Below are 22,977 nucleotides of genomic sequence, written 5' to 3'. Positions count from 1 at the left end.
AAAAACGGGCCTAAGCCCGTTATTTTTCATTTGTAATCAAGACTTACAAACGAATGCCACCATCGATTTCAAATACGCGGCCGTTAACATAGTCATTTTCTATGATAAAACGAACTGTCGCTGCGATTTCTTGTGCTTGACCTAAACGCCCAACCGGAACCATCTTCTCTAAACGCTCTAACGCTTCAGGCTTCATCGCCGCCGTCATCTCGGTTTCAATCACTCCCGGTGCTACCGCAGCGCTTCGGATATTGTAACGCGCTAACTCTTTTGCCCAGCCCACGCTCATTGCTGCAACACCGGCCTTAGATGCGGCATAGTTTGTCTGGCCCACGTTACCCGCTTTTGCAAGGCTAGAGATATTAATAATGACCCCTTCTTGCTTAGTCTCAATCATTGCAGCAGCTGCTTCGCGACCGCACAGGAATGATCCCGTTAGGTTCACGTTAATCACCGACTGGAATTGATCGAACGACATACGGTCGAATACCTGATCCTCTTTCGCCTTCAGCAACAGACCGTCACGCAAGATCCCTGCGTTGTTCACCAAAACATTGACCTGACCAAAATCCTCTTTAATGAATTGAAAAGTGGCAAACACATCTTCTTCATCTGTAATATCAACGGCATAGCCTTGAACTTCAGTCGTTGCACCTATATTGGCACAGGCTTTTTCCAACTTCTCTTGGTCAACGTCGATAAGTGCTAATTTGGCACCTGCAGCCGCTAAATTTTCCGCCATGGCGTAACCTAGTCCACCTGCACCACCAGTAATAACAACAACCTTATCTTTTAAATCCATTGGAACACCCTTTATTTTTTTATCTGCTTTGAATGAGCAAACTGCTCAAAAATACTCGAAAAATCTCGTTTACCGTTACCCTGCTTCGCATGATTCACATAGAGGCTACGAGCTAATGCGCCCATAGGTGTGCTTGAATTAGATAACAATGCCGCCTCTTGAGAAAGCCCTAAGTCTTTCACCATCAAGTCGACCATAAAGCCACCTTGATAATCGTTTGACGAAGGAACCGACTCCATCACACCTGGACAAGGATTATATTTATCTAACGTCCAATTGCCACCACTACTAACTTTCATGATATCGGATAGGACCTTAGGATCGAGTCCATGATCGACTCCCATCTGCAGCGATTCCGATGTAGCAACCATCAATACCGAAAGCAGCATATTATTACATATCTTAGCGACTTGCCCAGCACCAGGACCACCTGCGTGGAAGATATTCGCGCCCATAGCATTCAGTGCGCCCTGCGCCTGTTCAAATGCCTTATCGCTGCCACCACAAATAAAGGTCAATGTACCAGCTGCCGCACCTGCTGTGCCGCCAGAAACTGGCGCATCGATAAACTCTAAGTCCTTATTGGCCGCATGCTCAGCCACAAATCGCGCACTGTCAGCATCTATGGTTGAGCAGTCGATAAGTAAGGTTCCCGGCGCCACCACATCGATAAGACCTTTATTTGTATCATCGCTTACATAAAGGCTGCGTACATGCTTGCCCGCAGGTAGCATGGTCACAACGATATCCGCCCCGGCAGCTGCGCCGCAGGCACTTGTCGCAGTGAGCGCCCCCTGTTGTGCTAGTGCTTGCATCGCTGCCGGCACCAGATCGAATACTTTAACGGTAAAACCCGCCTTAATCAGATTGGCCGCCATCGGGCCGCCCATGTTTCCCAAACCAATAAATGCAACTGTACTCATTATTCGCTCCAGCTCACCTTGTGAGTGCTTGGTACTTAATCCGTTATAGCGGCAGTATGAACCGCCGCTCGCGTCTATCTTCTATTGAGGCATCGCCTCTGCAGAGAGTGAATCTATTTTTAGCCCATAGCCTTAAGCGGATGGTTTTCATCATCCCAAGGCGATTTCAGCAACGCTTGTGCATAACCCTCTGGGATAGCCTCAACAGTGGCAAAGCGCCACTGTGGGTTACGATCTTTATCGATAAGCAAAGCTCGAACCCCTTCTGCAAAGTCGGCCTTGGCACAACAATTAACACTTAAACCAAGCTCCAACTTAAAACACTCGGCTAGGCTCAGCTCTTCACCCAGTCCTGACTGCAGATGCACCAAACTCAAGCTGATTGGGCTACCCGCTAATAGGGTCTTAATCGCTTTCGCTAACCAAGGATGTGCTGTCGCAGTTTGCTCATCGTGCACGCTGACACGCGCAACGATCTCGTCCAATGACCCCGTCATTAGCTCGTCAATAAGCCCTTGGTTTTGTTCAAGCTGACTCGCTGCCAGTGAGGTGGCGCATTTGTCCTGCATCATATCGAGCAAGCTGTGCAAGGCTTGATGGTTATCATCTTGGTTATCACACCAATTAACGCTAACTAATGCATCGAAAAATGCTGCTCTATCATCACCATTAAGATAATGATTCCCTATGCCAACATAATGGGCATCTGCGCCGCTCATGTTATAGGCGGTCATTCCTAAAAATAATCCGGTCCTGCCCGGCATACGATTTAAGAAATAACTGCCGCCCACATCTGGGTATAAGCCGATAGTAACCTCAGGCATGGCGATACGTGAACGCTCGGTGACGATGCGGTGGCTCGCACCAATCATCAAACCTAGGCCGCCGCCCATGACGATGCCATCGCCCCAAACCGCCACTGGCTTGCCAAAGCTATGTAGCAGATAATCAAGCTCATACTCTTGCTTAAAGAATTCGGTTGCCGCATCTGTTACTTCGCCCGGCGCCTTCACCGATGCTTGATAGATGGCGCGCACATCTCCACCAGCACAAAAAGCTTTTTCACCAGCCCCATCGAGTACCACGGCGACAATATTGTCATCACCACGCCACGCTGTTAGCTGGGCCGTTAACATCTGCACCATGTTTAGGTTTAACGCATTGAGCGCTTTTTCGATATTAAGCGTCGCCACACCGATTTGCTTGCCGCTGTCGGTTGTTAAGGTGCTAAATAGCACCTGCTCAGCTGCACCGTTTTTTACTGCAGCGTCCAAATTTGCCCCGCCCATTAACCGTTCTTCCAAATAGCTTTGCGCTTACCTAAGAAGGCATTTACCCCTTCAGCCTGATCTTCCGTATCGAATAAATTGACGAAATACTCCCGCTCCAACGGCAGCACTTGGGATCTGGGCATGTTGCGTCCCGCTTGAACCAACTGTTTACAAGCCTTAACACTGCTTGGACTCTGATTCGCTACTTTCTCGGCCAAGGCCATTGCTGCGTTAAAGGCATTGCCCTGCACTACCACCTCTTCGACTAGGCCTATCTGCTCGGCTTTCTCGGCAGTAATACGCTCGCCACATAAAATCATTCGCTTCGCCCAGCCTTCGCCCACAAGCGCAGTTAGGTTTTGGGTACCACCCGCACAAGGCAGTAGGCCTACAGTGGCCTCGGGGAGCGCCATCTGCGCCTGCTGCTCACAGATGCGAAGATCACAGGCAAGTGCAACTTCTAAGCCGCCGCCCATGGCGTAACCATTAATGGCCGCAATCGATACACCACGAAAAGAGCTTAAGGTTTCGAAGGCTTCACCAAAATAGCGCGCCATATCGGCTGCATTTTGCTTATCACCATCGGCAAACAGTTTTAGATCCGCGCCAGCCGAGAAGAACTTGTCGCCTTCGGCGGTGATCACTAAGGCATATACCTCTTTGTTTTCATTGAGGGCGAGCACTTTTTGCTTTAGCTCTTGCAGGCTCTCGGCGGTCCAAGTGTTAGCAGGTGGATTGTTCATGCTGATCACTGCGGTATGACCAACAATCTGTTCGATTAACAGAGACTTTTTATTCTCAGCAGACATGAATAACTCCTTTATAAGACTGAAATCAATTTAAAGCTGATGCAAGGCGCTTAGAGGATTGCGCCCGCGTTTTCATCCAATAAACGACGAGAGATAATCAATCGCATGATTTCGTTAGTTCCCTCTAATATTTGGTGAACTCGCACATCACGAACATGACGCTCTAGCGGGTATTCACGAATGTAACCATAGCCGCCATGAATTTGTAGCGCTGCATCACACACCTGAAAACCGATATCGGTGGCAAAGCGTTTTGCCATGGCGCAGTAAGCAGTGGCTTCAGGATCTTGCTGATCGAGTTTAAAAGCTGCTAGACGCACTAACTGGCGAGCGGCCACCAGCTCAGTCGCCATATCGGCCAACTTAAATTGCAGCGCCTGAAAAGCTGCCAAAGGCTTACCGAACTGCTTACGCTCGTTCATATATTGTGTCGCTCGCTCAAGTGCGGCCTGAGCGGTACCGATTGAACAGGTAGCAATGTTAATGCGGCCACCATCGAGCCCCTTCATAGCGAAGGTAAAGCCTTGCCCTTCTTCACCGAGTAAGTAAGCGACTGGCACACGCACATTTTCAAAGGTGATTTCACGAGTCGGCTGAGCATTCCAGCCCATCTTATCTTCCGCCTTGCCATAGATGATACCTGCAGCATCGGCTGGAACGGCTATCGCCGAGATCCCTTTAGGCCCAGCGTCTCCGGTGCGGCACATCACTACTAATAGATCGGTAGCGCCCGCGCCAGAGATAAAGACTTTCGAACCTGAAATAACATACTCATCACCATCACGCACAGCCTTGGTTTGCAGCGCAGCGGCATCACTGCCCGCTCCTGGCTCAGTTAAGCAATATGACGCTAATTTTTCGCCAGTAGTAAGACGCTCAGACCACTCTTGGCGTAGTGTTTCACCACCAAAGCTGGTCACCATCCAAGTGGCCATATTATGGATAGTGAGCATGGCAGTTGTCGCGGTGCAGCCCATCGACAGCTGCTCAAAAATAATCGATGAGTCTAAACGCGACAATCCCATTCCACCTTCAGACTCTGGCGAATATAGCGAGCAAAAACCTAATTCTCCCGCTTTTTGAATCACATCTTTTGGAAAGTGATGCTCTTCATCCCACTTAGCAGCAAACGGCGCGAGTTCCTCGGTTGAAAACTGCTGAGCAAGATCGCTAAATTGGCGTTGGTCTTCATTCAGGTTGAAATCCATCTGGGTACTCCTATTGTTCTATCAATTGCCTCTGCTCTAGGTTCTAGCTCTGTACCATCAAGCAAAAAGGCCGTGAGTCTTTACTGCGGTGCTTTTATCTAGTCGCTACCGCTACAGACCTCTATTCGTTATTTATCGTTTTGTTCTGTTTTATTAGTCTAAATACGCTAATCACTGTATTTAGCTTTAGTTCATTTAGGGGAAGTCGGCTAAGCCTCAACTCGCCCCAAACGAACATTGCCACACTTATAAGGCATAACCTTATGGGGACAATAAGCCTTATTACTTAAGCTCAATCGTCATATTTGGCGTCGAAGCCACCGCGATATCCGACTCGAACCAGCGAGCGGTGATGGTTTTCGTTTCGGTATAGAAACGCACTGCTTGCTTACCGTAGGCGTGTTGATCGCCATAGAAGCTGCCTTTCCAGCCGGTAAATGAGAAGAAAGGTAATGGCACAGGAATTGGAACGTTAATTCCCACCTGACCCACTTCAATTTCATGCTGATATTTACGTGCTGCGGCGCCACTGGCTGTAAAGATTGAGGTGCCGTTGCCGTATGGGCTGTCGTTAACTATCGCAATCGCTTCTTCAAGAGACTCAGCGTTCATGCAGCACAGCACTGGACCAAAGATCTCTTCCTGGTAAATGCTCATATCCGTGGTCACCTTATCGAACATCGTTGGGCCAACCCAGTTACCTGACTCATAACCCTCAACGGTAAAGTCTGTGCCATCGAGCAAGCAATCGGCTCCCTCCTCCTTGCCCTTCGCGATTAAACCAACGATACGCTGTTTCGCTGCAGGGCTGATCACAGGTCCGTAAGCGGCATCTTTATCATTCCAAAGCCCAGGTTTGACCTTAGCAATCGCCTCTTTGAGCTCAGGGATCCACTCTTTGGCCGCGCCGACAAATACCGCAACAGACAGTGCCATACAACGTTGACCCGCAGCACCAACAGAGGCACCGACGAGGTTATTAATTACCTGCTGTTTATTGGCATCGGGCATGATAACGCAGTGGTTTTTAGCGCCGGCAAAGGCTTGCACACGCTTTAGGTTATCGGTACCAGTTTTATAAATGTATTGGCCGACATTCACCGAACCAACAAATGAGATGGCTTTAATATCTGGATGAGCAAGCAGGATATCCACCGCCGTTTTATCGCCATGGATCAGCTGCACCACGCCTTTTGGCGCACCAGCCTCTTCAAACAGTTCGATCAAGCGCTGGGGCGTCATAGGATCTTGCTCTGACGGCTTTAGCACGAAGGTGTTACCGCACGCAATTGCTAAGGGGAACATCCACAGTGGGATCATCGCCGGAAAGTTAAACGGAGTGATGCCAGCACATACGCCCAGTGGCTGGGTGTAGCTGTAGGTGTCGATGGAGCGCGCAACATTTTCAACGGTTTCACCCATCATCATAGAGGCGATATTGCAGGCATGCTCCGCAACTTCGATACCACGCCAAACATCCCCTTTGGCATCATCGAATGTCTTACCTGTCTCTTGGGCAAGAATGGTTGCTATCTCATCGTGATGCTCTTTCAGTAGATGCTGGTATTTCAGCATGACACGTGCACGCTCTGAAACAGGCACCTCTTTCCAAGTTTGAAAGGCCTGTTTAGCACTGGCTACTGCCGTTAATACTTCGGCATCAACCGCTGCATTAACCACTGCAATCGTTTCGTTATTCGCCGGGTTTGTCACGGCTATCTGCTTATCGCCTTGACCTAATACCCATTCACCGTCGATGTAATGCTTCACTTGAGTTGTCATATCGCTTCCTACTTTGGCAATGCCCGTTATTGGCTACTGCAAAATGATGATTCAACTTGGCCAGATTTTTATATTGGCTTAACAGCAATGCAGCCGTTAGAGCCTTGGTCCTAAGTTAAACCCTCTCTTGTTGAATAAAGTCTTGTTGAATACTGGTGTTTAACTACTTTAAACCTGAGTTTTATATTTCAATCGCCATCGCTGTGGCTTCACCGCCACCAATACACAGTGATGCCACGCCGCGCTTGAGACCACGCGCTTTAAGAGCATAAATAAGTGTCACCAGCAGACGCGCGCCCGAACAGCCGATAGGGTGGCCAAGAGCACAGGCGCCTCCATTGACATTGACTTTGGCTGTATCGAGTCCAAGCTCTGAAATAGCCAGCATGGTCACCATAGCGAAGGCCTCATTGATCTCATAAAGATCCACCTCATCTTTACTCCAGTTCACTTTTTCGAGCAGCTTATTCATGGCGCCAACTGGCGCTGTGGTAAACATAGATGGCTCTTGAGCGTGTGTGGTGTGACCCTTAATGGTGGCTAACACATCGAGGCCAAGCTCAGATGCTTGCTCGCGGCTCATTAACATCAGTGCTGCTGCACCATCGGAGATTGAGCTTGAGTTGGCAGCGGTAATCGTACCGTCTTTGGCAAAGGCTGGACGCAGTGTTGGAATTTTATCAGGGCGTGCATTACCAGGTTGCTCATCGGTATCGACCACAATATCGCCGCGGCGGTTCGATACGGTAACAGGGGTAATTTCATCGCTAAATGCCCCCGAATTAATCGCGGCATTGGCTTTTTCCAGTGAGCTCAGTGCAAAACTGTCCATCTGCTCACGGGTTAATTTAAAATCGTTGGCGGTGTTCTGAGCGAATGTCCCCATAGCGCCGCCAGTGTACGCATCTTCGAGACCATCAAGGAACATATGGTCCATCACCTTACCGTGACCCATACGCATACCGCCGCGCGCCTTATCAAGCAAATAAGGAGCTAGGCTCATACTTTCCATACCACCAGCAACCACAACATTTGCACTACCCGCTTTAATTAAATCATGGGCGAGCATCACGGTTTTCATGCCCGATCCACATACCTTATTGACTGTAGTCGCGCCTACCGATAGTGGTAACTCAGCGCCCAATGCTGCTTGTCTTGCTGGCGCCTGCCCTAAACCAGCCGGCAGAACGCAGCCCATCAAGACTTCATCAACCTGCTCACCAGCAATCTGGGTTTGCGCAATCACGCCCTTAATCGCTGTTGCCGCCAATTTGGGAGAGCTAACACTAGACAGCGCACCTTGAAACCCACCCATTGGGGTACGCTTTGCTGCAACAATAACAATATCTTGGTTTGACAGAACTGAACTCATAATTACTCCGGTAATACGCTAGGTAACCTCTAATAGAAGCAGTCCAAAGTCGCGCTGACTGTAGGGTTGTGCGACTTGTCTTACAGACCGTTCTCAGGCTATTGCCTAGTTAACATAAGTGTGATCTTGCTCAATATTTACCACTCTGACGTTTACGCGAACGTAAAGCAAGCGCTTATTGGTCAAATATCTACCAAAGTATAGGGTTTAGATGTCACATAGAATTTACACAAAGATAACTGTTAAGGGAGAAGCTTAGCTTGATTAGCTGTGCAGAGCTGATGCTGCTAGGAACAAGGGCTGAAAACAAAAAGCCGATACTACTATATCGGCTTTTTAGTGATAGCTAGAACTGTTACTCCTTAGATTCCCAAGGGGTGATGCCTGTCATATCATCGAGATTATATGGCGTCAGCTGGTAAACGTAATAGTTAAGCCAATTACTCACTAATAGACTGCCGTGACTGTGCCAACGGGCAATAGGTGCTTGCTGTGGATCATCGTTAGTAAAGTAATTTTGCGGCACTTCCGGCGCTAAACCTTGCTCAAGATCTCGGTAATACTCATCTTTTAAGGTCGATTTTTGATACTCAGGATGCCCCATTACAAACAGGTTACGATTATTTTTACAGAGCACCATATAGGCTCCAGCCGTCTCTGATTCGGTCAAAACCTCAAGCTCTGGGTGCGCCTTTAACGTATTGATATCCATCTCGGCAAAACGGGAGTGCGGCGCAAAAAATTCATCATCGAACCCTCGCAGCAAGGGATAATGCTCTGAGGTACGCTTATGGACAAATACCCCTGAGCGTTTAGTTGTCAGCAGTGAGCGGTTTAAACCGAATAGATGGTACAGTGCCGCATGCGCTGCCCAGCATAGGAAGAGCACCGAAGTGACATGCTGCTGCGACCAATCAATGATTTCGCGAATATGGTCCCAGTACGACACCTCTTCAAACTCAATCTGGCCCAGCGGCGCACCAGTGATGATCAAGCCATCGTAGTTTTTATGACGCACCTGCTCAAAATCTCGATAGAAGTTATTCATATGGTCAATCGAGGTGTGTTTGGAAGCTTTATCGTGAATTCTAAGTAGATCCACATCAACCTGTAATGGAGTGTTACCTAAGAGACGCAGCAGTTGAGTTTCAGTCTCAATTTTATTGGGCATTAAGTTAAGGATTAATACCTTCATTGGACGAATATCTTGATTGGCCGCCCGAGTTTCGGACATAACAAAGATATTCTCTGACTCCAAGATCCCTGCAGCGGGCAGATCGTCGGGAATTTTAACCGGCATAACGCGCCTCTTTATTCTAGTTATGTAACCTATCAGAAAGAGACGCGCCAGCTAGACTAACTCACAGCTAATTTAGTTAACGTGCCACCCTCTGTACTAATACAGACATTGGCTCACTCGAGTCCAGATCGATTCGGTAAGCTTGGGTATTAATAAACATCAATTTATTATCCAGCGTGATACGGGCACCTATATTATAGGTGTGGCCATCTTCAAATTGATCTCTATTAATTAAAAACTGAAATGGGATTGGGGTACTGACATCATTACGCTCAAACTCTGCAATGACTTCAGCAGGAGCGTCCATACGAGACACATCTTGAACCTGAACGCTGATCACTGCGTCTTCAGGTAGCGCCATACGCTCCTTGTACCAAACCTCACCATGGATCTCCACCACAGCATTGGATGTTGCACAACCTGTCAACATACTTGCTGCTACCGCTAAAGGTAATAAAGGCTTAAACCACTGTTTCATATTTACGCTCCTAATAATACATTAAGACTTCTAGAAGTCTATATGTCCGTACTTGAATTTTATATCAGTTGATCGGAATGTCTTTCACACATTCATGCTGATGCTCAATCTAAAAAGTGCATTCTCACTATTTGCATCACAGCAACAGACAATTAATCTTGTTCTAATACACTTATCTTTCTATGATAAGTTACCTATTCGAAGTCGAATACCCATATGACACAAGCAACTGCAATAATTGTGGGCGCTAGCTCATTACTTAGCCGTGAAATTGCAAAACAACTTGCAGATGAAGGCGTTGAACTGGCCCTATTAGCACAAGATCCACAATCTCTTATCGAGTTTAGCCAATCCTTGCCCACTAAGGCGCAAGTTTTTCCGCTGCAAATTGATAATCCTGAAGCCATTATCAGTACCATGAATGCCGTTTGGCAGTCACTAGGCGGCGCTCACCTTATTTTGGTCAATACTGGACTCACCCATTACGATCCCGAGCTGCCTTGGCAGCCAGAGCAAGATATCATCACAGTTAATGTGCAAGGCTTTTCAGCCATTTGCAATACGGCCTTTAGACTATTTCGCGAGCAGGGCTATGGTCAATTAGCGGCGATTAACTCTATTGCAGGGCTACGAGGCGGTCCAAGTGTGGCCTATCATGCATCAAAAGCCTATTCGCAGAACTATTTCGAAGGATTGAGCATGCATGCTCAGCGTTTGAAGCTGCCTATTACGATTACCGATATTCAGTTGGGCATGTTAGATAAAGCAGCTATGCAACAAAACCGTCTGTGGTTGTCGCCACTGTCGGTTGTGGCAGGTCAAATTATTAAGGCGATGAAAGCAGGTAAGCGCCGAGCTTATGTGACTAAGCGTTGGCGACTCGTGGCTTGGTTAACTAAGGGCTTACCTGAGTTTGTTTACAATACCCGCCACTGGAAAACCAAAGCAGAGAAGAAAGCCGAGCGTGCGGCTAAGAAAACCTCTAAGTAGAACGCACTAAATCATTGCTTTTTACAAATATAAAAAAGGAGCAAAACGGCTCCTTTTTTATGGGTGGGATTAGTCCAAAATTTCTTTCGATTAGAAAGTATAACCTACGCTAATCATGTAAACCCATGGATCGATATCGGTTTCAACTTTTTGAGGAGCGTCACCTAAGTTAAATTTAACATCAGTGCTGATCTGCGCGTACCAAACAGAGGCATTGATCAACCAGCTATCATTAATTTGATAATCTAAACCTACTTGAGCGGCTAAGCCCCAAGAGTTCGACATACTCAATTCAGATAAACCTAACTCTTGCGCTTCTTGAGTAAATTCGTTATCGAAGAAGTTTGTGAAGTTAACACCCGCGCCAATGTATGGACGTAGTTTTGAATTTGCATCACCGAAGTAATACTGAGCAACTAACGTTGGTGGTAGGTGCTTAGTCTCGGCAATCTTACCTAGCTCACCTAATGAAATGTCATGAGAAAATGGCGTAGCAGCCAAAAGCTCGATACCGATATTATCAGTCAACATATAACCGAAGTTTAAGCCTAATTGGGTATTATCACTGACGCCAAATTCTGCGATATCAGCAACGACTGGGCTAGACTCATTTGGCGTAACAACAGCTACACCCGCACGGACGATAATATCGCCAGCTTGGTGAGCTAATGCAGAAGAGGTAAAACCTGTAGATAGTAGGGCGGTGGCAATTAAGCTAGAAACGATTTTTTTGTTCATCATACTACTCCATTAATACAACACTTAGCGCTGTTTTTATTATCAATATCCTTACAATTGCGTGAATCCTGCCAGAATGCTTAACGAAAACTTTTGATCTAAATCAAAGTCGAAACCGAATACCTCGTTAGTGATAACCAAAAAAGGATCCAGATCACACTAACTAAACATTTATTGAAGTTACAACTTTAATAAATGTGAGGCGCGCACGCATTGTTTACAAAACAAACCAATCATTCAATTATCAAAAACAATCGTGAAATCAAGCCGATTATTCCTCCCTTACCAGTAAGAACTGTTCAAAATCAGACCAAGAAGTAAGTCGGTGTGCGCTAATTTCACTAACGGACTCTTATCGGGATCCGTAGCGAAAGATAAGCCTTTGTAGATAGTGTGGAATGCGAGTGGGTATGCGAATAGACGTGCCAATAGAAATCGATATGCAGATCGATAAGAGCTACTGAGATAATCAGCCTATTTTAAGGAGCATCTATAATTTGCGACACTTTACAAAGATAAAGTTAGGATTTTTAGACAAGTATTCATATTGCTGCATCGATATTTGCTTGACGTTATCTGACACACGACCTTCAGATAGCTGAATCACAGCCAGACCATTAGTTGTAACTGCGTCCATTATCTCAGTTAACGAGCGACGATAAAATGTAACCTCAACGGGCTTTCCCACCGTATCCCAAACATCTTTAACTAACTCACGTTCAAAGTAGTTACCGGAGCTTGAACACTCAAAGTCTGCAAATGGGTGATGAGTTGAAAAGACTATATAGCCACTAGGCTTCAACACTCGACTTATCTCTGCGAACAATGCTGGTAAGTCTTCTATATAATGAATAACTAGAGGGCTAATAATCACATCGGCACTATTCGAAGCCTCCTGTGGAAGGCCAATCGAGAGATCTTGCGAATATGCAGATACCCTATCACCAAATTTATGCTTCACTATCGCTATCATCTGCTCAGAAGCATCAAGGCAAGTAATCTTTGTAGCTCCCTGCTCGATTAGATATTCGGCATATACACCTGAGCCACAGCCCAAATCTAATACATCAAGTCCGGTAATATCTTCTAGCATCGCCTGTAATGAAGGCCTCTCTAGATGGGCGTTATAAATATTATCTCGCACAGCTAAATCATATTTCTGCGCGTACTCTGAATACATCTCTAATTTCATATAGCTCTATCTCTATTCACAGTGTTTTGTGCATAACACCTGATTAACGACCTATTTGCTAGGGCTGTTCGCAGCCCCCTAAGTTTTCTCCACTGAAATCTCTTGCTATGAGTCCTGTAATAGCCTTGATTAGGATAAGGATTGAAAGGGAGGATATTCATAAAAGATGACGGAGCCCTCTGCATTTCTCTGGGCAAAGCCTAGCTTGAGTAATAATCTAGACGAAGCAAGGTTGTTTGCCTCAACACCAGCGATTAATTTAGTCCAGCCTTGTGTTTGATTAGCCTGTTTAATAAAAGCTTGCAACAGCTCGTAAGCTAGACCCTGTCCCCAATAGCTCTTTCCTAGCAAATAACCAATATGGGCTTCAGTGTCACTTTCACTTTCTACATATGCAAATATAAAACCGATAATCAAATTTGTACTATGTAGTGTAACGGCAAACAAGCGACTTTCAGACACCATACGTTCAAGCCATAATCTTGCATCACCTTGAGACTCGATGCCATGAAAATAGCTCGGAAGTCTCTCAACAACTGCTGGAGTCAGTAATTGGGGAATTCGACCTAGTAGCTCAAGTGCTTCACCTTGGGCCATCTCGTGGTTATCTCGAATACATCTAATCGTGACGTGGTAAATGATAGCGCCATATTAAACCTGTTAATTACCTTTAAATGAACACTGTAATAAGCATTGATTACGCCTTATCGAAGCGTTAATGGTTGATGCAATAGAGAGCTTATCAAAACCTTGTTGAGCTTGATAACAAACCATGGATAAGTCGCTTTAGATGCTAGCCTAAGATCTGTGGTTGAATCGATACAAAAAAAGGGCTGTTTATTCAGCCCTTTTGTTATCGATTTAACCCATCCTAAATAACGTACTGTTCAATAGCACACCACTTAATTAGCTTGGTTAACTCGCGTATTTATGGGATATGGGATCCGTAATCACAATAGTATCGCCCCTAAGCATATAATTACCGCCATGTAGGTCCATCACCCCGTGGTCATCAATAAAACTCAGCACCTCAAACAGGGTTTTCAACAATGCTTCGTGCTCATCGATGATCTCATCATCGATCACCACAGGCTGACGTTCGGCGGAGTTCATATAAAAATGCGCCCGTGGCTCTTGGATCTGCTCAACAAACTCATCGACAGTCTGAACCTCATCGGTAAAGGGCTTTTCAGGATCGGCAAATGGTAAGGTCATGGTGCGCAAGGTGCCCCAGAGTTTACCAAAGTCATAATCATGAAAATGGCTGGGGCGGGTAGGCTCTTTGCCGTCATCAGTGATGTCTTCAAGTCGCTCCATCACATAAAAGCGCACCACTCGGCCACTGCTCAATTCAATTGTGTCTTCACGGTGAATGGTTGGAACATGAGGGTTATCTTGATTTTCTGGACGCATACACCAGCGAGCGAACAGGTAGTAGCCATCGATTTTGCTGTTACACAACTTAACGACTTTATCTGGCTCTCCAGGCAGTTCGTACACCTCGGCATAAATTCCTGTAGCGATTAAATCAAGATCGGTAAAGCGCTCCAGATATATCGACACATCATCAACCCGATGGATCTCCTCTGCATTCGCTAACTCTTTAATCTCATTTATCGCATCAAGATAAGGTTCCATCGATTAAGCCACCATTAACAACAAAATAAATTTAGAACAATCGACAGCAATCAACACACATACACCTATGATGCCATCATCGTTCTCTAACAATGCCTAATGTGTCAAGCAATAAAGAATATTGTCTGCTCATAAGTTCACCAGTTACCATTATCTCGTAGCTTCGGGTAGGTTTGCAACCACTGCTTATTTTTCACTCTCTGCTCAAACAAGCCACGCTTTGCTTTGGGATTACGTTGTAGGGTTAGCTCAAACAGGCAGGCTAGCTCGAACGGACTATGTAAAATCAAAGACGTTGGTCCGATTGAGCTAGCTGATTTTGCGACTGGCAGACAGCTGACCCCTACCGCCGTTTGCTTCTCAGGCCAGTAACTCATGGCATCTAAGCTTGATATATATCCTTGATGTTGATTACGCAGATGCATTCTCGCTTGATTCTTAACAGACCAGGGGTACATAGGGGCGATTCTATTTAGCTCTGCTTTAATTGCACTGTCTTTATCTGCGGATAAATCACTGGAGTCAAAATAGATAAGATCGATATCATTAAGCGGCGTTTGCAGGCCATGTAACTTATCCCAAACTAAGTTACGCACAAAGCCTGCCGCTAGCATCCAATCGCTAAGGTTTAACTGCTGAGCGACTAACAAGGCTTGAAGTCTGTAATCATCTTCGAGTAGCCACCGCTTCAACAATTCTTGACAACCAACTTGCGTGGGCAAAGACTCTTTCACTGCTTGGTTCATCCTCTTATCCTATGTCACTCCCAACTAGAATGACCTAAACAGGGCAATAAAAAAGGAGCCTAAGCTCCTTTTAGATCAATGTCGACAGCTACCTTGGCATAGGCACAGCTTTCATCAACACTTCGGTGGTGTACTTGTTATTGTTGATCACTGGAAAGCGATCATAGGTTTGAAAGATCACCCGCCCTTGATACTGGATCATCGCCACCACCCCGTAATGGATGCTGTCATCTATACTATCGGCTGGTAACAGAAACTTAAACGGCACGGGCGCTCTAACGATATTAAAGCTTTTTTGCGCCACAATCACGCCGGGAGTATCAAGGTCGATAATCGCTATCGTAATCGCGCTTCCTTGAGGAAGAGCCAACTTCTCTAAGTAACCAGCCGCACCATTGATCACTACTGGCGGCTTCTCTTCCACTGTCACACATGCAGTTAACAGCAACATACATACGAGAACGATGCTCTTTTTCATCAATGAGATCATGATTTTAATCCTGAGTATCAAATAATAATGGATGCAAACGCTGACTATGACTTCTTAGTCATGCGAATAAGTCCTTCCTGAGTTGCAGACGCCACCAACTCACCCTGCTGATTAAAGAATTGGCCTCTTACAAAACCTCTTCCACCACTGGCATTTGGGCTGTCTATGCTATACAACAGCCACTGACTCAAATCGAATGGACGGTGGAACCACATCGCATGATCGATAGTGGCCATACGCATGCCTGGTGTTAAAAATGATACCCCGTGTGGCTGTGCCGCAGTAACTAAGAAATTAAAGTCCGATGCATAGGCGAGCAGATAATCATGGACACACATATTATCAGGTAGCTCACCATTGGCGCGGATCCATACGTGACGAATAGGTTCGCGAGCTTTAGGTGCGATAGGATCGCTTGGGTTGACCAAACGCATCTCAATAGGGGTATCAGCCATAAACTTTTCTAGCACTTTAGATGGCACTTTATCTCTTAATGTCATCGCAAGTTCTTGTTGGTTAAGTAAACCATCAGGCCCCACCACATCGGGCATCACAGCTTGGTGGTCATATCCCTCTTCAACAGTTTGAAAAGAACAGGTCATGTAAAAGATGGGGCGGCCTTTCTGAATAGCCTTTACTCTGCGGGCACTGAAACTGCCGCCATCACGCATGATTTCAACATCATACACAATCGGCAACTTCTCATCTCCGGCACGTAAAAAGTAAGAGTGTAAAGAGTGCACTTTACGGTCTGGGCTGACGGTCTGTTTTGCCGCACTCAGGGCTTGGCCCATGACTTGCCCACCAAAGACATGCCCAAAACCTAGATCTTGGCTTTGGCCACGAAACAGCCCTTCTTCGATCTGCTCTAAAGAGAGTAATGCTAAAAGATCATCTAATACTTGGCTCATTACAACCTAAAACTCTGACAATAAAGCCATAAGCTTAACTCAAGATCCCCTAGTCTCGCCAGTTCTACGCTAACTCGCTGCTACTCTAACACGATCCTACGCTGATTTGCCGATGCCTTTGCCCAAGCGAGCACCTGCGCCTCACCGCTTCGGTGAGCGGTAACGGGTTTTGCATGGTAGAGTTCATGCCAGCGTTCAGTGATCACCTCAGGGGTGCACTCCTCGGCTTTAAAGCGTCCTGGATTAAATTCGACTAAGGCGGCATGGCTAATTCCGCCTGCCGCTGCGAGCAAGTGTTCACCCGACGGGCTTTTAGAACTGCACAGGTACAACATGGTGGCTGTCACGGTTGTTTTTGAAAAAAGTGGCCTAACTGTTGGTGCTAAATGGTTTGCTGTCATCGATGTGACGGCATGAGGAATAATGCTGTTAACCTTGATCCCGTGCTCTACGCCCTCGTGGTGAAGGCTATTAACTAACCCCATCACAGCCATCTTGCTAGCACTAAAACTGGTCTCATACATATCGCCATAAATGGAGCTGGCACTGCTCATCACTATCCGCCCATAACCTTGGCGTTTCATTAGCGGCCATACGGCCTTGGTCATGTAGAAGGTACCGTTGAGATCCACATCCAGATGATGCTTCCAGATTGAGGCACTCATCTGCTCAAATGGGCAAGGCTGATGAACTCCCGCATTATTAATTAAGATATCGACGCGGCCCCAACTTTGAACCACATCATCAACCATAGCGTTAACGTCATCAGCATTGCTGACATCCATAACAAAAGATTGAAATTCGCCTCCTAAAGCGTTTATTGCAGCTCCACAGGCTTTTAGGCCTGAGTCAGCCTCTATGTTTGTCATGCTGGAGCTAACATCCTTTGTTTGATTCGCTTCGTTATCCACCAAAACGACTCTTGCTCCTCGCTCAGCTAAGGCGATGGCATAGGCCCGACCTAGACCCGAAGCAGCACCTGTCACTATTGCGACTTGTCCCTCAAAACGCATAGTTTTCGACCTCTAAGCAAATTTGTCCATTACAAATCTAGTCGTTGACTGCTGACACCGCAGTTTTAAAGCTAATGCCAAAATGACAGCTTATATTCTAGCGCTCTCTTTAAAAATGTAATATTGCATACACTCCTGCCTAACAGTTGTGCGCTAGTTCAAATTTATTCATATAAGCCAATCTGAAATATAGTAATGCTTAGCAAAGTGTTAAGCCGACCACTTTTGCTGCTATAAAATCCACTTTTTAGAAGTTGTTAAATTTGCTATGCTATGCCAACTTTTTTTACCTTTATGTCTGCACCCTTTGACGTAAACCTCTGTAAGTAATTAGAAAACATGAACCCTTGGATACTTGCCATCCGCCCTCGCACCTTGCCTGCGGCGATTGGACCACTGCTGGTTGGTAACGTACTCGCACTGCACCTTGAGCAATTCAGCCTATTCATTGCTGCTGTTTCAATGCTTTGTGCCCTGCTGCTACAAATTGCCGTAAACCTAGCTAACGACTATTTCGACTTTAAAAGTGGTGTGGATACCGAAGAGCGCTTAGGGCCTGTGCGTGTCACCCAAAGTGGTATGTTAAGCCCAACATCTGTACGAAACGCCATGATCTTATGTCTGGTATTAGCACTCATCGTTGGCTCTTTCCTAATCTACCATGGTGGCCTCCCCATCGCCTTTTTAGCGGCGGCAGCGATCCTTGGTGCCCTAGGTTATAGTGGCGGCCCATACCCACTAGCCTCTCACGGCCTTGGCGAGGTGGCAGCATTTGTGTTTTTTGGTCTGGTAGCCGTTGTAGGAAGTTACTTTCTGCAGGCGGGCGATACAGCAACTAGCGCTTGGCTTTTGGGCAGCGCTATCGGCTTTCTAAACGCGGCGATAATGTTAGTCAATAATACCCGCGATATGGATACCGACATCAAGGCGGGTAAGCAAACCTTAGCGGTACGCATCGGCCTTGAACAATCGCGTATTTTCTATCAAAGCTTTCTCTATCTCCCATTTGCCATCATCATCGCTGGCTTCCTGATGGGAGCGCTACCGGGTTTACCAGTGCTGTTTGCGGGACTCGCATTTGTTATGGCCAGAACCCTATGCCGTGACTTTAATGAGGTGACTGGCGCAGCCTTAAACCCATTACTCGGCCGCACCGCTAAGCTGACCATGATTTTCAGTGCGCTGTTCAGCCTTGGCCTACTCATTGATATCTGTCTGTTTGCATCCTAGTTTAGCCATTCACTCGCCGCTGAAGAGTACTAAAAAAGCCTATCAATTTTGATAGGCTTTTTTTGTTTTCAATGTCTTGTCCTGTGCATCACGTTCTGAATGCCCGGCTTGAGACAAACAGTCAGCCGACTACAGCGACTAGGCATGAGCTATACCTTGTTGATTCTGCGATCGCCACTCCAATTTAAGTGGTACTTCTCACCATGAGGTTTATCGATGCGCTCAAAGGTGTGGGCACCAAAAAAATCTCGCTGCCCCTGTAGTAAACTCGCCGGTAAAGTTTCGCTTCGGTAGCCATCATAATAAGCCAAAGCCGAACTGATGCATGGCGCAGGAATACCGCTCAGTACAGCACCTGATATCGCCACCCGCCAATCTTGCTGTTTCTCGGACAGAGCCTTAGCAAAGGTTTCTGCCATCAGCAGATTTTCGAGCTCACCGTCTTGCTGATAAGCCTGAGTAATCGACTGTAAGAATGTGGCTCGAATGATACAACCAGCACGCCAGATCTTAGCGATTTCACCAAAATCTAACTGCCATCCTTGCTCGTTAGCTTGCATAGCCATCAGCTGAAAACCTTGGGCATAACAAGATACCTTGGCGCAATAAAGGGCGTTTTCCAATTGGTCTATAAATGCCTGCTTATCAGTATTTACCAACGCCACTTGACTCGGTCCCGATAATCGCTGACTTAGCTGATGTCGCTGTTTTTTTTGCGTGCTGAGCGCTCTAGCATACACCGCTTCGGCAATCGTTGGGGCTGGACAGCCTATTTGCAAACTGCTTACCGCAGTCCAAAGACCTGTGCCCTTCTGCCCCGCCTTGTCTAAAATCATCTCCACCAACGGCGCACCAGTTAACGGATCTGCCTGTTTAAGGATATCGGCGCTTATCTCCATCAGGTAGCTATTTAAACTGCCTTTATTCCAGCGCTCGAATACATCACCCACTTCACTAGCACTCAACCCAAGACCTTGGTTCAATAGATGGTAAGCTTCGCAAATAAGCTGCATATCCGCGTATTCGATACCATTATGCACCATCTTAACGTAGTGACCAGAACCCGCAGGGCCAATATAAGTGGTGCAAGGTTCCCCCTCTGTTACTGGATTGCCCGGCTCGAAACGTTCAATAGGTAAGCCTGTGTTGGCATCCACCTTAGCGGCAATGGCCTGCCAGATAGGCTCAATACGCTGCCAAGCCTTAAGGCTACCACTAGGCATCAATGACGGCCCAAAGCGAGCCCCCACTTCACCACCTGAGATCGCGCAGCTAAAGAAAAGGAAGTCTTTGGCGTAGCGCTTCTCACGCTCAAGTGTATCGGTCCATAAGCTATTACCGGTATCAATAACGATATCATCGTCTTCAATACCCACTTCAATCAGCGACTGACACACACCATCCACCGGAGCTCCCGCAGGGACAGAAAGGAGTAATACACGCGGCTTTTCTAATTTAGATATCATTTCAGAAAGATTGTTACAGCCAAGAATGCGTGCTTGAGTCGACTGTTTAAGGAATTGCTTACGTTCAAGCTCTTCTTGTTTTACAGTGTCTTGCACCTTAATTTCATCAAGGTCAAACGCAGCTACACGATAGTTATTATCAGCAATATTGAGCGCTAGGTTCTTACCCATTACGCCTAAGCCAATAACACCTATATCGTAAAGATTAGATTGGTTATTCATGTTAATTTTGTTCCGCAGGTCACAGAGAGTTCCCTATCTATTTTTTATTCAGCTCACGTCATTGCGTTTGCTTGATTGATAGGGTTATTTGTTATGGATTATACAGACTTTGGTAACTTAATTACTATATAAAACTTAACAACTCTAGCTTATATAAACGAAAACTCCATTGATTAACCTACTAGCCACCTAAACAAGAAAAGCAGCGCTTTTTAAAGCCCTGCTTTTCTATAACCGTCTCAGCCTTACCGTCTCAGCCTCACCGTCTCAGCCTCACCGTCTCAGCCTCACCGTCTTAGCTTTACCGTCTTAGCTTTACCGTCTTAGCTTTACCGTCTCAGCCTCACCGTCTTAGCCTCACCGTCTTAGCCTTACCGTCTTAGCTTTACCGTCTCAGCCTTACCGTCTCAGCCTTACCGTCTTAGCTTTACCGTCTTAGCTTTCCTCGTGCCTAGAACCTGCTCTTCCTAGGACCTTCTTAACCTAAACATGTGCATCGGCATACCCCATGCGGGTTAAGGTGTTACGCACGATATCAAGTGTGGCAGGGTCCTCGATAGTCGCAGGTACCTTATAGCTTTGATTGTCGGCAATATTACGCATGGTACCACGTAAAATTTTGCCACTTCGGGTCTTAGGGAGTTTCTGTACCGCGCTCACGAGTCTGAAAGACGCCACCGGACCTATCTCTTGACGCACTAAGCTCATCAACTGGCTGTTGAGTTCATCATCACTCAAGTTAGCGCCTTTCTTCAATACCACCAGCCCTAAGGGCACTTGCCCCTTGAGCAGATCTTTAACACCAATGACAGCCGCCTCGGCTACCGCCTCATGTTGACAAAGCACCTCTTCAAAACGCCCTGTTGAGAGTCGGTGACCCGCGACGTTAATAATGTCATCGATTCGACTCATGATATAAAGGTAGCCATCTTCATCCTTATAGCCTGCATCCCCCGTCAGGTAATAGCCTGGATACATGGAAAGATAGCTATCTTGAAAGCGCTGCTCATTTTGCCAAAGCGTGGTTAATGTGCCTGGTGGCAGCGGCAATTTAATTACCACATTACCTGACTCATTGGCGTCGACTTTATCGCCCATCACATCAACCACATCAATTTGATAACCGGGCACCGCTAATGCAGGAGAGCCCGCCTTGACCGCAACAGGCGCGTACCCCATCAAGTTAGCCGCCACAGGCCAACCTGTTTCAGTCTGCCACCAATGATCAATCACTGGCTTTTGTAGTTTATCTTCCGCCCAATGCAGCGTATCGGGATCGCAGCGTTCACCGGCTAAGAACACATTCTTTAGGCAAGTTAAATCTACATCTTGTAGATAATCCCCGTTAGGATCATCACGCTTAATCGCACGAATAGCGGTTGGTGCAGTAAAGAAACTCTTCACCTTATACTTAGCAATCGTGCGCCAAAATGCGCCAGGGTCTGGCGTGCCTACAGGCTTGCCTTCATATAAGATACTCGTTGCCCCCACCAGCAGTGGGCCATAGACGATATAGGAGTGCCCCACGACCCAGCCTACGTCGGAGGCCGCCCAAAATGCGTCACCCACATTGATATCGTAGATATGTTTCATTGACCACGCGAGTGCAACAGCATGACCGCCGTTATCGCGTACCACCCCTTTAGGCTGACCTGTGGTTCCAGAGGTATAAAGTACATACAACGGGTCGGTAGCATCGAGAGGAAGGCAATCGATATTAGGCGCAGCAGCCATTGCTGATTGCCAATCACAATCACGCTCAGGCTGCAATTGAGCCTCTAGCTGACTTCTGTTTAATATTAAACAGCGCTCCACCTTATGAGTTGCTTGCTCAAGCGCATCGTCGAGCAATGGCTTATAAGCGATAACCCCAGATGGTTCGATACCGCAAGAGGCGGAAAGGACCAGCTTAGGTTTAGCATCGTTAATTCGGGTAGCCAGCTCATTTGCCGCAAACCCACCAAATACCACAGAGTGAATTGCACCGATACGCGCACAAGCCAACATGGCAAATGCGGTTTCAGGCACCATAGGCATATAGATCACGACTCTGTCGCCCTTCTTGACCCCGACAGAGTCCATATAACCAGCAAGCCTGCTCACCTGTGCTTGCAGTTCCCTATAAGAGATCCCGTATTCACTCTCTGTAACCGGGCTGACGTATTGCAAGGCGATTTGATCACCTCGCCCAGCATCAACATGTCTATCGACCGCGTTATAACAGGTGTTCATCTTGCCACCTTTAAACCAGTGGTAAAAAGGCGCGTCAGTCTCATCTAAAACCGTATCCCATGACGAGAACCAATCTACTGCATTGGCAGCCTCGGCCCAAAAGCTTTCGGGCTGGGCGATGGATTTGGCATGTAGCTGTTTATTTTTATCTATCACAATGCTGG

At 46.7% G+C, this 22,977-nt stretch carries 21 protein-coding genes; 2 read left to right on the top strand and 19 right to left on the bottom strand.

All coding sequences use genetic code 11. The features are described from left to right. Nucleotides 1–43: 43 nt before the first annotated feature. From K5Q92_RS13970 to K5Q92_RS13930, 9 genes are all read right to left on the bottom strand, one after another. Complete coding sequence (locus K5Q92_RS13970; RefSeq protein WP_220769609.1) at nucleotides 44–802, bottom strand: SDR family oxidoreductase; 759 nt, start codon at nucleotides 800–802, stop codon at nucleotides 44–46. 11 nt (nucleotides 803–813) lie between these two features. Then, nucleotides 814–1,725 (bottom strand): 3-hydroxyisobutyrate dehydrogenase, encoded by a 912-nt coding sequence (mmsB, locus tag K5Q92_RS13965; protein ID WP_220769608.1) that lies wholly within the window; start codon nucleotides 1,723–1,725, stop codon nucleotides 814–816. 119 nt (nucleotides 1,726–1,844) lie between these two features. Then, nucleotides 1,845–3,014 (bottom strand): enoyl-CoA hydratase/isomerase family protein, encoded by a 1,170-nt coding sequence (locus K5Q92_RS13960; protein WP_220769607.1) that lies wholly within the window; start codon nucleotides 3,012–3,014, stop codon nucleotides 1,845–1,847. Then, nucleotides 3,014–3,805 carry an enoyl-CoA hydratase gene (locus K5Q92_RS13955; RefSeq protein WP_220769606.1) on the bottom strand — a complete coding sequence of 264 codons (792 nt, stop codon included), beginning with the start codon at nucleotides 3,803–3,805 and terminating at the stop codon, nucleotides 3,014–3,016. Before K5Q92_RS13955 ends, K5Q92_RS13960 begins: the two co-directional genes overlap by 1 nt. 50 nt (nucleotides 3,806–3,855) lie before the next feature. Continuing rightward, the gene (locus tag K5Q92_RS13950; RefSeq protein ID WP_220769605.1) at nucleotides 3,856–5,013 is read right to left on the bottom strand and encodes an acyl-CoA dehydrogenase family protein; all 1,158 of its coding nucleotides are present in this window, start codon (nucleotides 5,011–5,013) and stop codon (nucleotides 3,856–3,858) included. 282 nt (nucleotides 5,014–5,295) lie between these two features. Next, complete coding sequence (locus tag K5Q92_RS13945; protein ID WP_220769604.1) at nucleotides 5,296–6,795, bottom strand: CoA-acylating methylmalonate-semialdehyde dehydrogenase; 1,500 nt, start codon at nucleotides 6,793–6,795, stop codon at nucleotides 5,296–5,298. A gap of 181 nt (nucleotides 6,796–6,976) precedes the next feature. Continuing rightward, nucleotides 6,977–8,167 carry an acetyl-CoA C-acyltransferase gene (locus K5Q92_RS13940; RefSeq protein ID WP_220769603.1) on the bottom strand — a complete coding sequence of 397 codons (1,191 nt, stop codon included), beginning with the start codon at nucleotides 8,165–8,167 and terminating at the stop codon, nucleotides 6,977–6,979. A gap of 355 nt (nucleotides 8,168–8,522) precedes the next feature. Continuing rightward, nucleotides 8,523–9,467 carry a homoserine O-succinyltransferase gene (metA, locus tag K5Q92_RS13935; RefSeq protein WP_220769602.1) on the bottom strand — a complete coding sequence of 315 codons (945 nt, stop codon included), beginning with the start codon at nucleotides 9,465–9,467 and terminating at the stop codon, nucleotides 8,523–8,525. A gap of 76 nt (nucleotides 9,468–9,543) precedes the next feature. Beyond that, nucleotides 9,544–9,945, bottom strand: a complete 402-nt coding sequence (locus tag K5Q92_RS13930; RefSeq protein WP_220769601.1) for a YbaY family lipoprotein — start codon at nucleotides 9,943–9,945, stop codon at nucleotides 9,544–9,546. A 216-nt stretch (nucleotides 9,946–10,161) separates the two neighbouring features. On the opposite strand from K5Q92_RS13930, the gene K5Q92_RS13925 reads away from it, so the two are divergent. Then, nucleotides 10,162–10,935: an SDR family oxidoreductase gene (locus tag K5Q92_RS13925; RefSeq protein WP_220769600.1), complete on the top strand. Its 774-nt coding sequence runs from the start codon at nucleotides 10,162–10,164 to the stop codon at nucleotides 10,933–10,935. 90 nt (nucleotides 10,936–11,025) lie between these two features. On the opposite strand, the gene ompW is transcribed toward K5Q92_RS13925, so the two are convergent. The 8 genes from ompW to K5Q92_RS13885 form a co-directional block, all read right to left on the bottom strand. Then, the gene (gene ompW, locus K5Q92_RS13920) at nucleotides 11,026–11,676 is read right to left on the bottom strand and encodes an outer membrane protein OmpW (RefSeq protein WP_220769599.1); all 651 of its coding nucleotides are present in this window, start codon (nucleotides 11,674–11,676) and stop codon (nucleotides 11,026–11,028) included. A 487-nt stretch (nucleotides 11,677–12,163) separates the two neighbouring features. Further along, entirely contained in the window at nucleotides 12,164–12,865 is a 702-nt protein-coding gene (locus tag K5Q92_RS13915; RefSeq protein ID WP_220769598.1) for a class I SAM-dependent methyltransferase, read from the bottom strand. A gap of 129 nt (nucleotides 12,866–12,994) precedes the next feature. Beyond that, nucleotides 12,995–13,462 (bottom strand): GNAT family N-acetyltransferase, encoded by a 468-nt coding sequence (locus K5Q92_RS13910; RefSeq protein WP_259649578.1) that lies wholly within the window; start codon nucleotides 13,460–13,462, stop codon nucleotides 12,995–12,997. A gap of 318 nt (nucleotides 13,463–13,780) precedes the next feature. Further along, nucleotides 13,781–14,503, bottom strand: a complete 723-nt coding sequence (locus tag K5Q92_RS13905; protein ID WP_220769597.1) for an aminoglycoside phosphotransferase family protein — start codon at nucleotides 14,501–14,503, stop codon at nucleotides 13,781–13,783. Between the two features lie 137 nt (nucleotides 14,504–14,640). Further along, on the bottom strand, nucleotides 14,641–15,249 hold the full coding sequence (locus K5Q92_RS13900) for a nucleotidyltransferase family protein (protein ID WP_259649577.1): 609 nt from the start codon (nucleotides 15,247–15,249) through the stop codon (nucleotides 14,641–14,643). 88 nt (nucleotides 15,250–15,337) lie between these two features. Continuing rightward, entirely contained in the window at nucleotides 15,338–15,739 is a 402-nt protein-coding gene (locus K5Q92_RS13895) for a YbaY family lipoprotein (RefSeq protein ID WP_220769596.1), read from the bottom strand. Between the two features lie 44 nt (nucleotides 15,740–15,783). Beyond that, on the bottom strand, nucleotides 15,784–16,650 hold the full coding sequence (gene tesB / locus K5Q92_RS13890; protein WP_220769595.1) for an acyl-CoA thioesterase II: 867 nt from the start codon (nucleotides 16,648–16,650) through the stop codon (nucleotides 15,784–15,786). Nucleotides 16,651–16,730: 80 nt separating this feature from the next. After that, the gene (locus tag K5Q92_RS13885) at nucleotides 16,731–17,663 is read right to left on the bottom strand and encodes an SDR family NAD(P)-dependent oxidoreductase (protein ID WP_220769594.1); all 933 of its coding nucleotides are present in this window, start codon (nucleotides 17,661–17,663) and stop codon (nucleotides 16,731–16,733) included. A gap of 339 nt (nucleotides 17,664–18,002) precedes the next feature. Between K5Q92_RS13885 and K5Q92_RS13880 the strand changes: the two genes are divergently transcribed. Next, complete coding sequence (locus K5Q92_RS13880; RefSeq protein WP_220769593.1) at nucleotides 18,003–18,893, top strand: 1,4-dihydroxy-2-naphthoate polyprenyltransferase; 891 nt, start codon at nucleotides 18,003–18,005, stop codon at nucleotides 18,891–18,893. Between the two features lie 149 nt (nucleotides 18,894–19,042). Here K5Q92_RS13880 and gndA read toward each other — a convergent pair whose 3' ends face one another. Both gndA and K5Q92_RS13870 read right to left on the bottom strand, forming a co-directional pair. After that, on the bottom strand, nucleotides 19,043–20,581 hold the full coding sequence (gndA, locus tag K5Q92_RS13875) for an NADP-dependent phosphogluconate dehydrogenase (protein ID WP_220769592.1): 1,539 nt from the start codon (nucleotides 20,579–20,581) through the stop codon (nucleotides 19,043–19,045). Between the two features lie 483 nt (nucleotides 20,582–21,064). Beyond that, entirely contained in the window at nucleotides 21,065–22,969 is a 1,905-nt protein-coding gene (locus K5Q92_RS13870) for a propionyl-CoA synthetase (protein WP_220769591.1), read from the bottom strand. Nucleotides 22,970–22,977: the final 8 nt, after the last annotated feature.

This window comes from Shewanella sp. MBTL60-007, from assembly GCF_019654915.1.
In the GTDB taxonomy this organism is placed as follows: Bacteria; Pseudomonadota; Gammaproteobacteria; order Enterobacterales; family Shewanellaceae; genus Shewanella.
Note: the sequence above shows the minus strand (reverse complement) of the source record. Positions and strands in the feature narration are given on the sequence as shown.

What these genes read in the sequence shown, in the direction of transcription:
- K5Q92_RS13970 (WP_220769609.1), bottom strand. Translation starts at nt 802, where the DNA reads ATGGATTTAAAAGATAAGGTTGTTGTTATTACTGGTGGTGCAGGTGGA.
- mmsB (WP_220769608.1), bottom strand. Translation starts at nt 1,725, where the DNA reads ATGAGTACAGTTGCATTTATTGGTTTGGGAAACATGGGCGGCCCGATG.
- K5Q92_RS13960 (WP_220769607.1), bottom strand. Translation starts at nt 3,014, where the DNA reads ATGGGCGGGGCAAATTTGGACGCTGCAGTAAAAAACGGTGCAGCTGAG.
- K5Q92_RS13955 (WP_220769606.1), bottom strand. Translation starts at nt 3,805, where the DNA reads ATGTCTGCTGAGAATAAAAAGTCTCTGTTAATCGAACAGATTGTTGGT.
- K5Q92_RS13950 (WP_220769605.1), bottom strand. Translation starts at nt 5,013, where the DNA reads ATGGATTTCAACCTGAATGAAGACCAACGCCAATTTAGCGATCTTGCT.
- K5Q92_RS13945 (WP_220769604.1), bottom strand. Translation starts at nt 6,795, where the DNA reads ATGACAACTCAAGTGAAGCATTACATCGACGGTGAATGGGTATTAGGT.
- K5Q92_RS13940 (WP_220769603.1), bottom strand. Translation starts at nt 8,167, where the DNA reads ATGAGTTCAGTTCTGTCAAACCAAGATATTGTTATTGTTGCAGCAAAG.
- metA (WP_220769602.1), bottom strand. Translation starts at nt 9,467, where the DNA reads ATGCCGGTTAAAATTCCCGACGATCTGCCCGCTGCAGGGATCTTGGAG.
- K5Q92_RS13930 (WP_220769601.1), bottom strand. Translation starts at nt 9,945, where the DNA reads ATGAAACAGTGGTTTAAGCCTTTATTACCTTTAGCGGTAGCAGCAAGT.
- K5Q92_RS13925 (WP_220769600.1), top strand. Translation starts at nt 10,162, where the DNA reads ATGACACAAGCAACTGCAATAATTGTGGGCGCTAGCTCATTACTTAGC.
- ompW (WP_220769599.1), bottom strand. Translation starts at nt 11,676, where the DNA reads ATGATGAACAAAAAAATCGTTTCTAGCTTAATTGCCACCGCCCTACTA.
- K5Q92_RS13915 (WP_220769598.1), bottom strand. Translation starts at nt 12,865, where the DNA reads ATGAAATTAGAGATGTATTCAGAGTACGCGCAGAAATATGATTTAGCT.
- K5Q92_RS13910 (WP_259649578.1), bottom strand. Translation starts at nt 13,462, where the DNA reads ATGGCCCAAGGTGAAGCACTTGAGCTACTAGGTCGAATTCCCCAATTA.
- K5Q92_RS13905 (WP_220769597.1), bottom strand. Translation starts at nt 14,503, where the DNA reads ATGGAACCTTATCTTGATGCGATAAATGAGATTAAAGAGTTAGCGAAT.
- K5Q92_RS13900 (WP_259649577.1), bottom strand. Translation starts at nt 15,249, where the DNA reads ATGAACCAAGCAGTGAAAGAGTCTTTGCCCACGCAAGTTGGTTGTCAA.
- K5Q92_RS13895 (WP_220769596.1), bottom strand. Translation starts at nt 15,739, where the DNA reads ATGATCTCATTGATGAAAAAGAGCATCGTTCTCGTATGTATGTTGCTG.
- tesB (WP_220769595.1), bottom strand. Translation starts at nt 16,650, where the DNA reads ATGAGCCAAGTATTAGATGATCTTTTAGCATTACTCTCTTTAGAGCAG.
- K5Q92_RS13885 (WP_220769594.1), bottom strand. Translation starts at nt 17,663, where the DNA reads ATGCGTTTTGAGGGACAAGTCGCAATAGTGACAGGTGCTGCTTCGGGT.
- K5Q92_RS13880 (WP_220769593.1), top strand. Translation starts at nt 18,003, where the DNA reads ATGAACCCTTGGATACTTGCCATCCGCCCTCGCACCTTGCCTGCGGCG.
- gndA (WP_220769592.1), bottom strand. Translation starts at nt 20,581, where the DNA reads ATGAATAACCAATCTAATCTTTACGATATAGGTGTTATTGGCTTAGGC.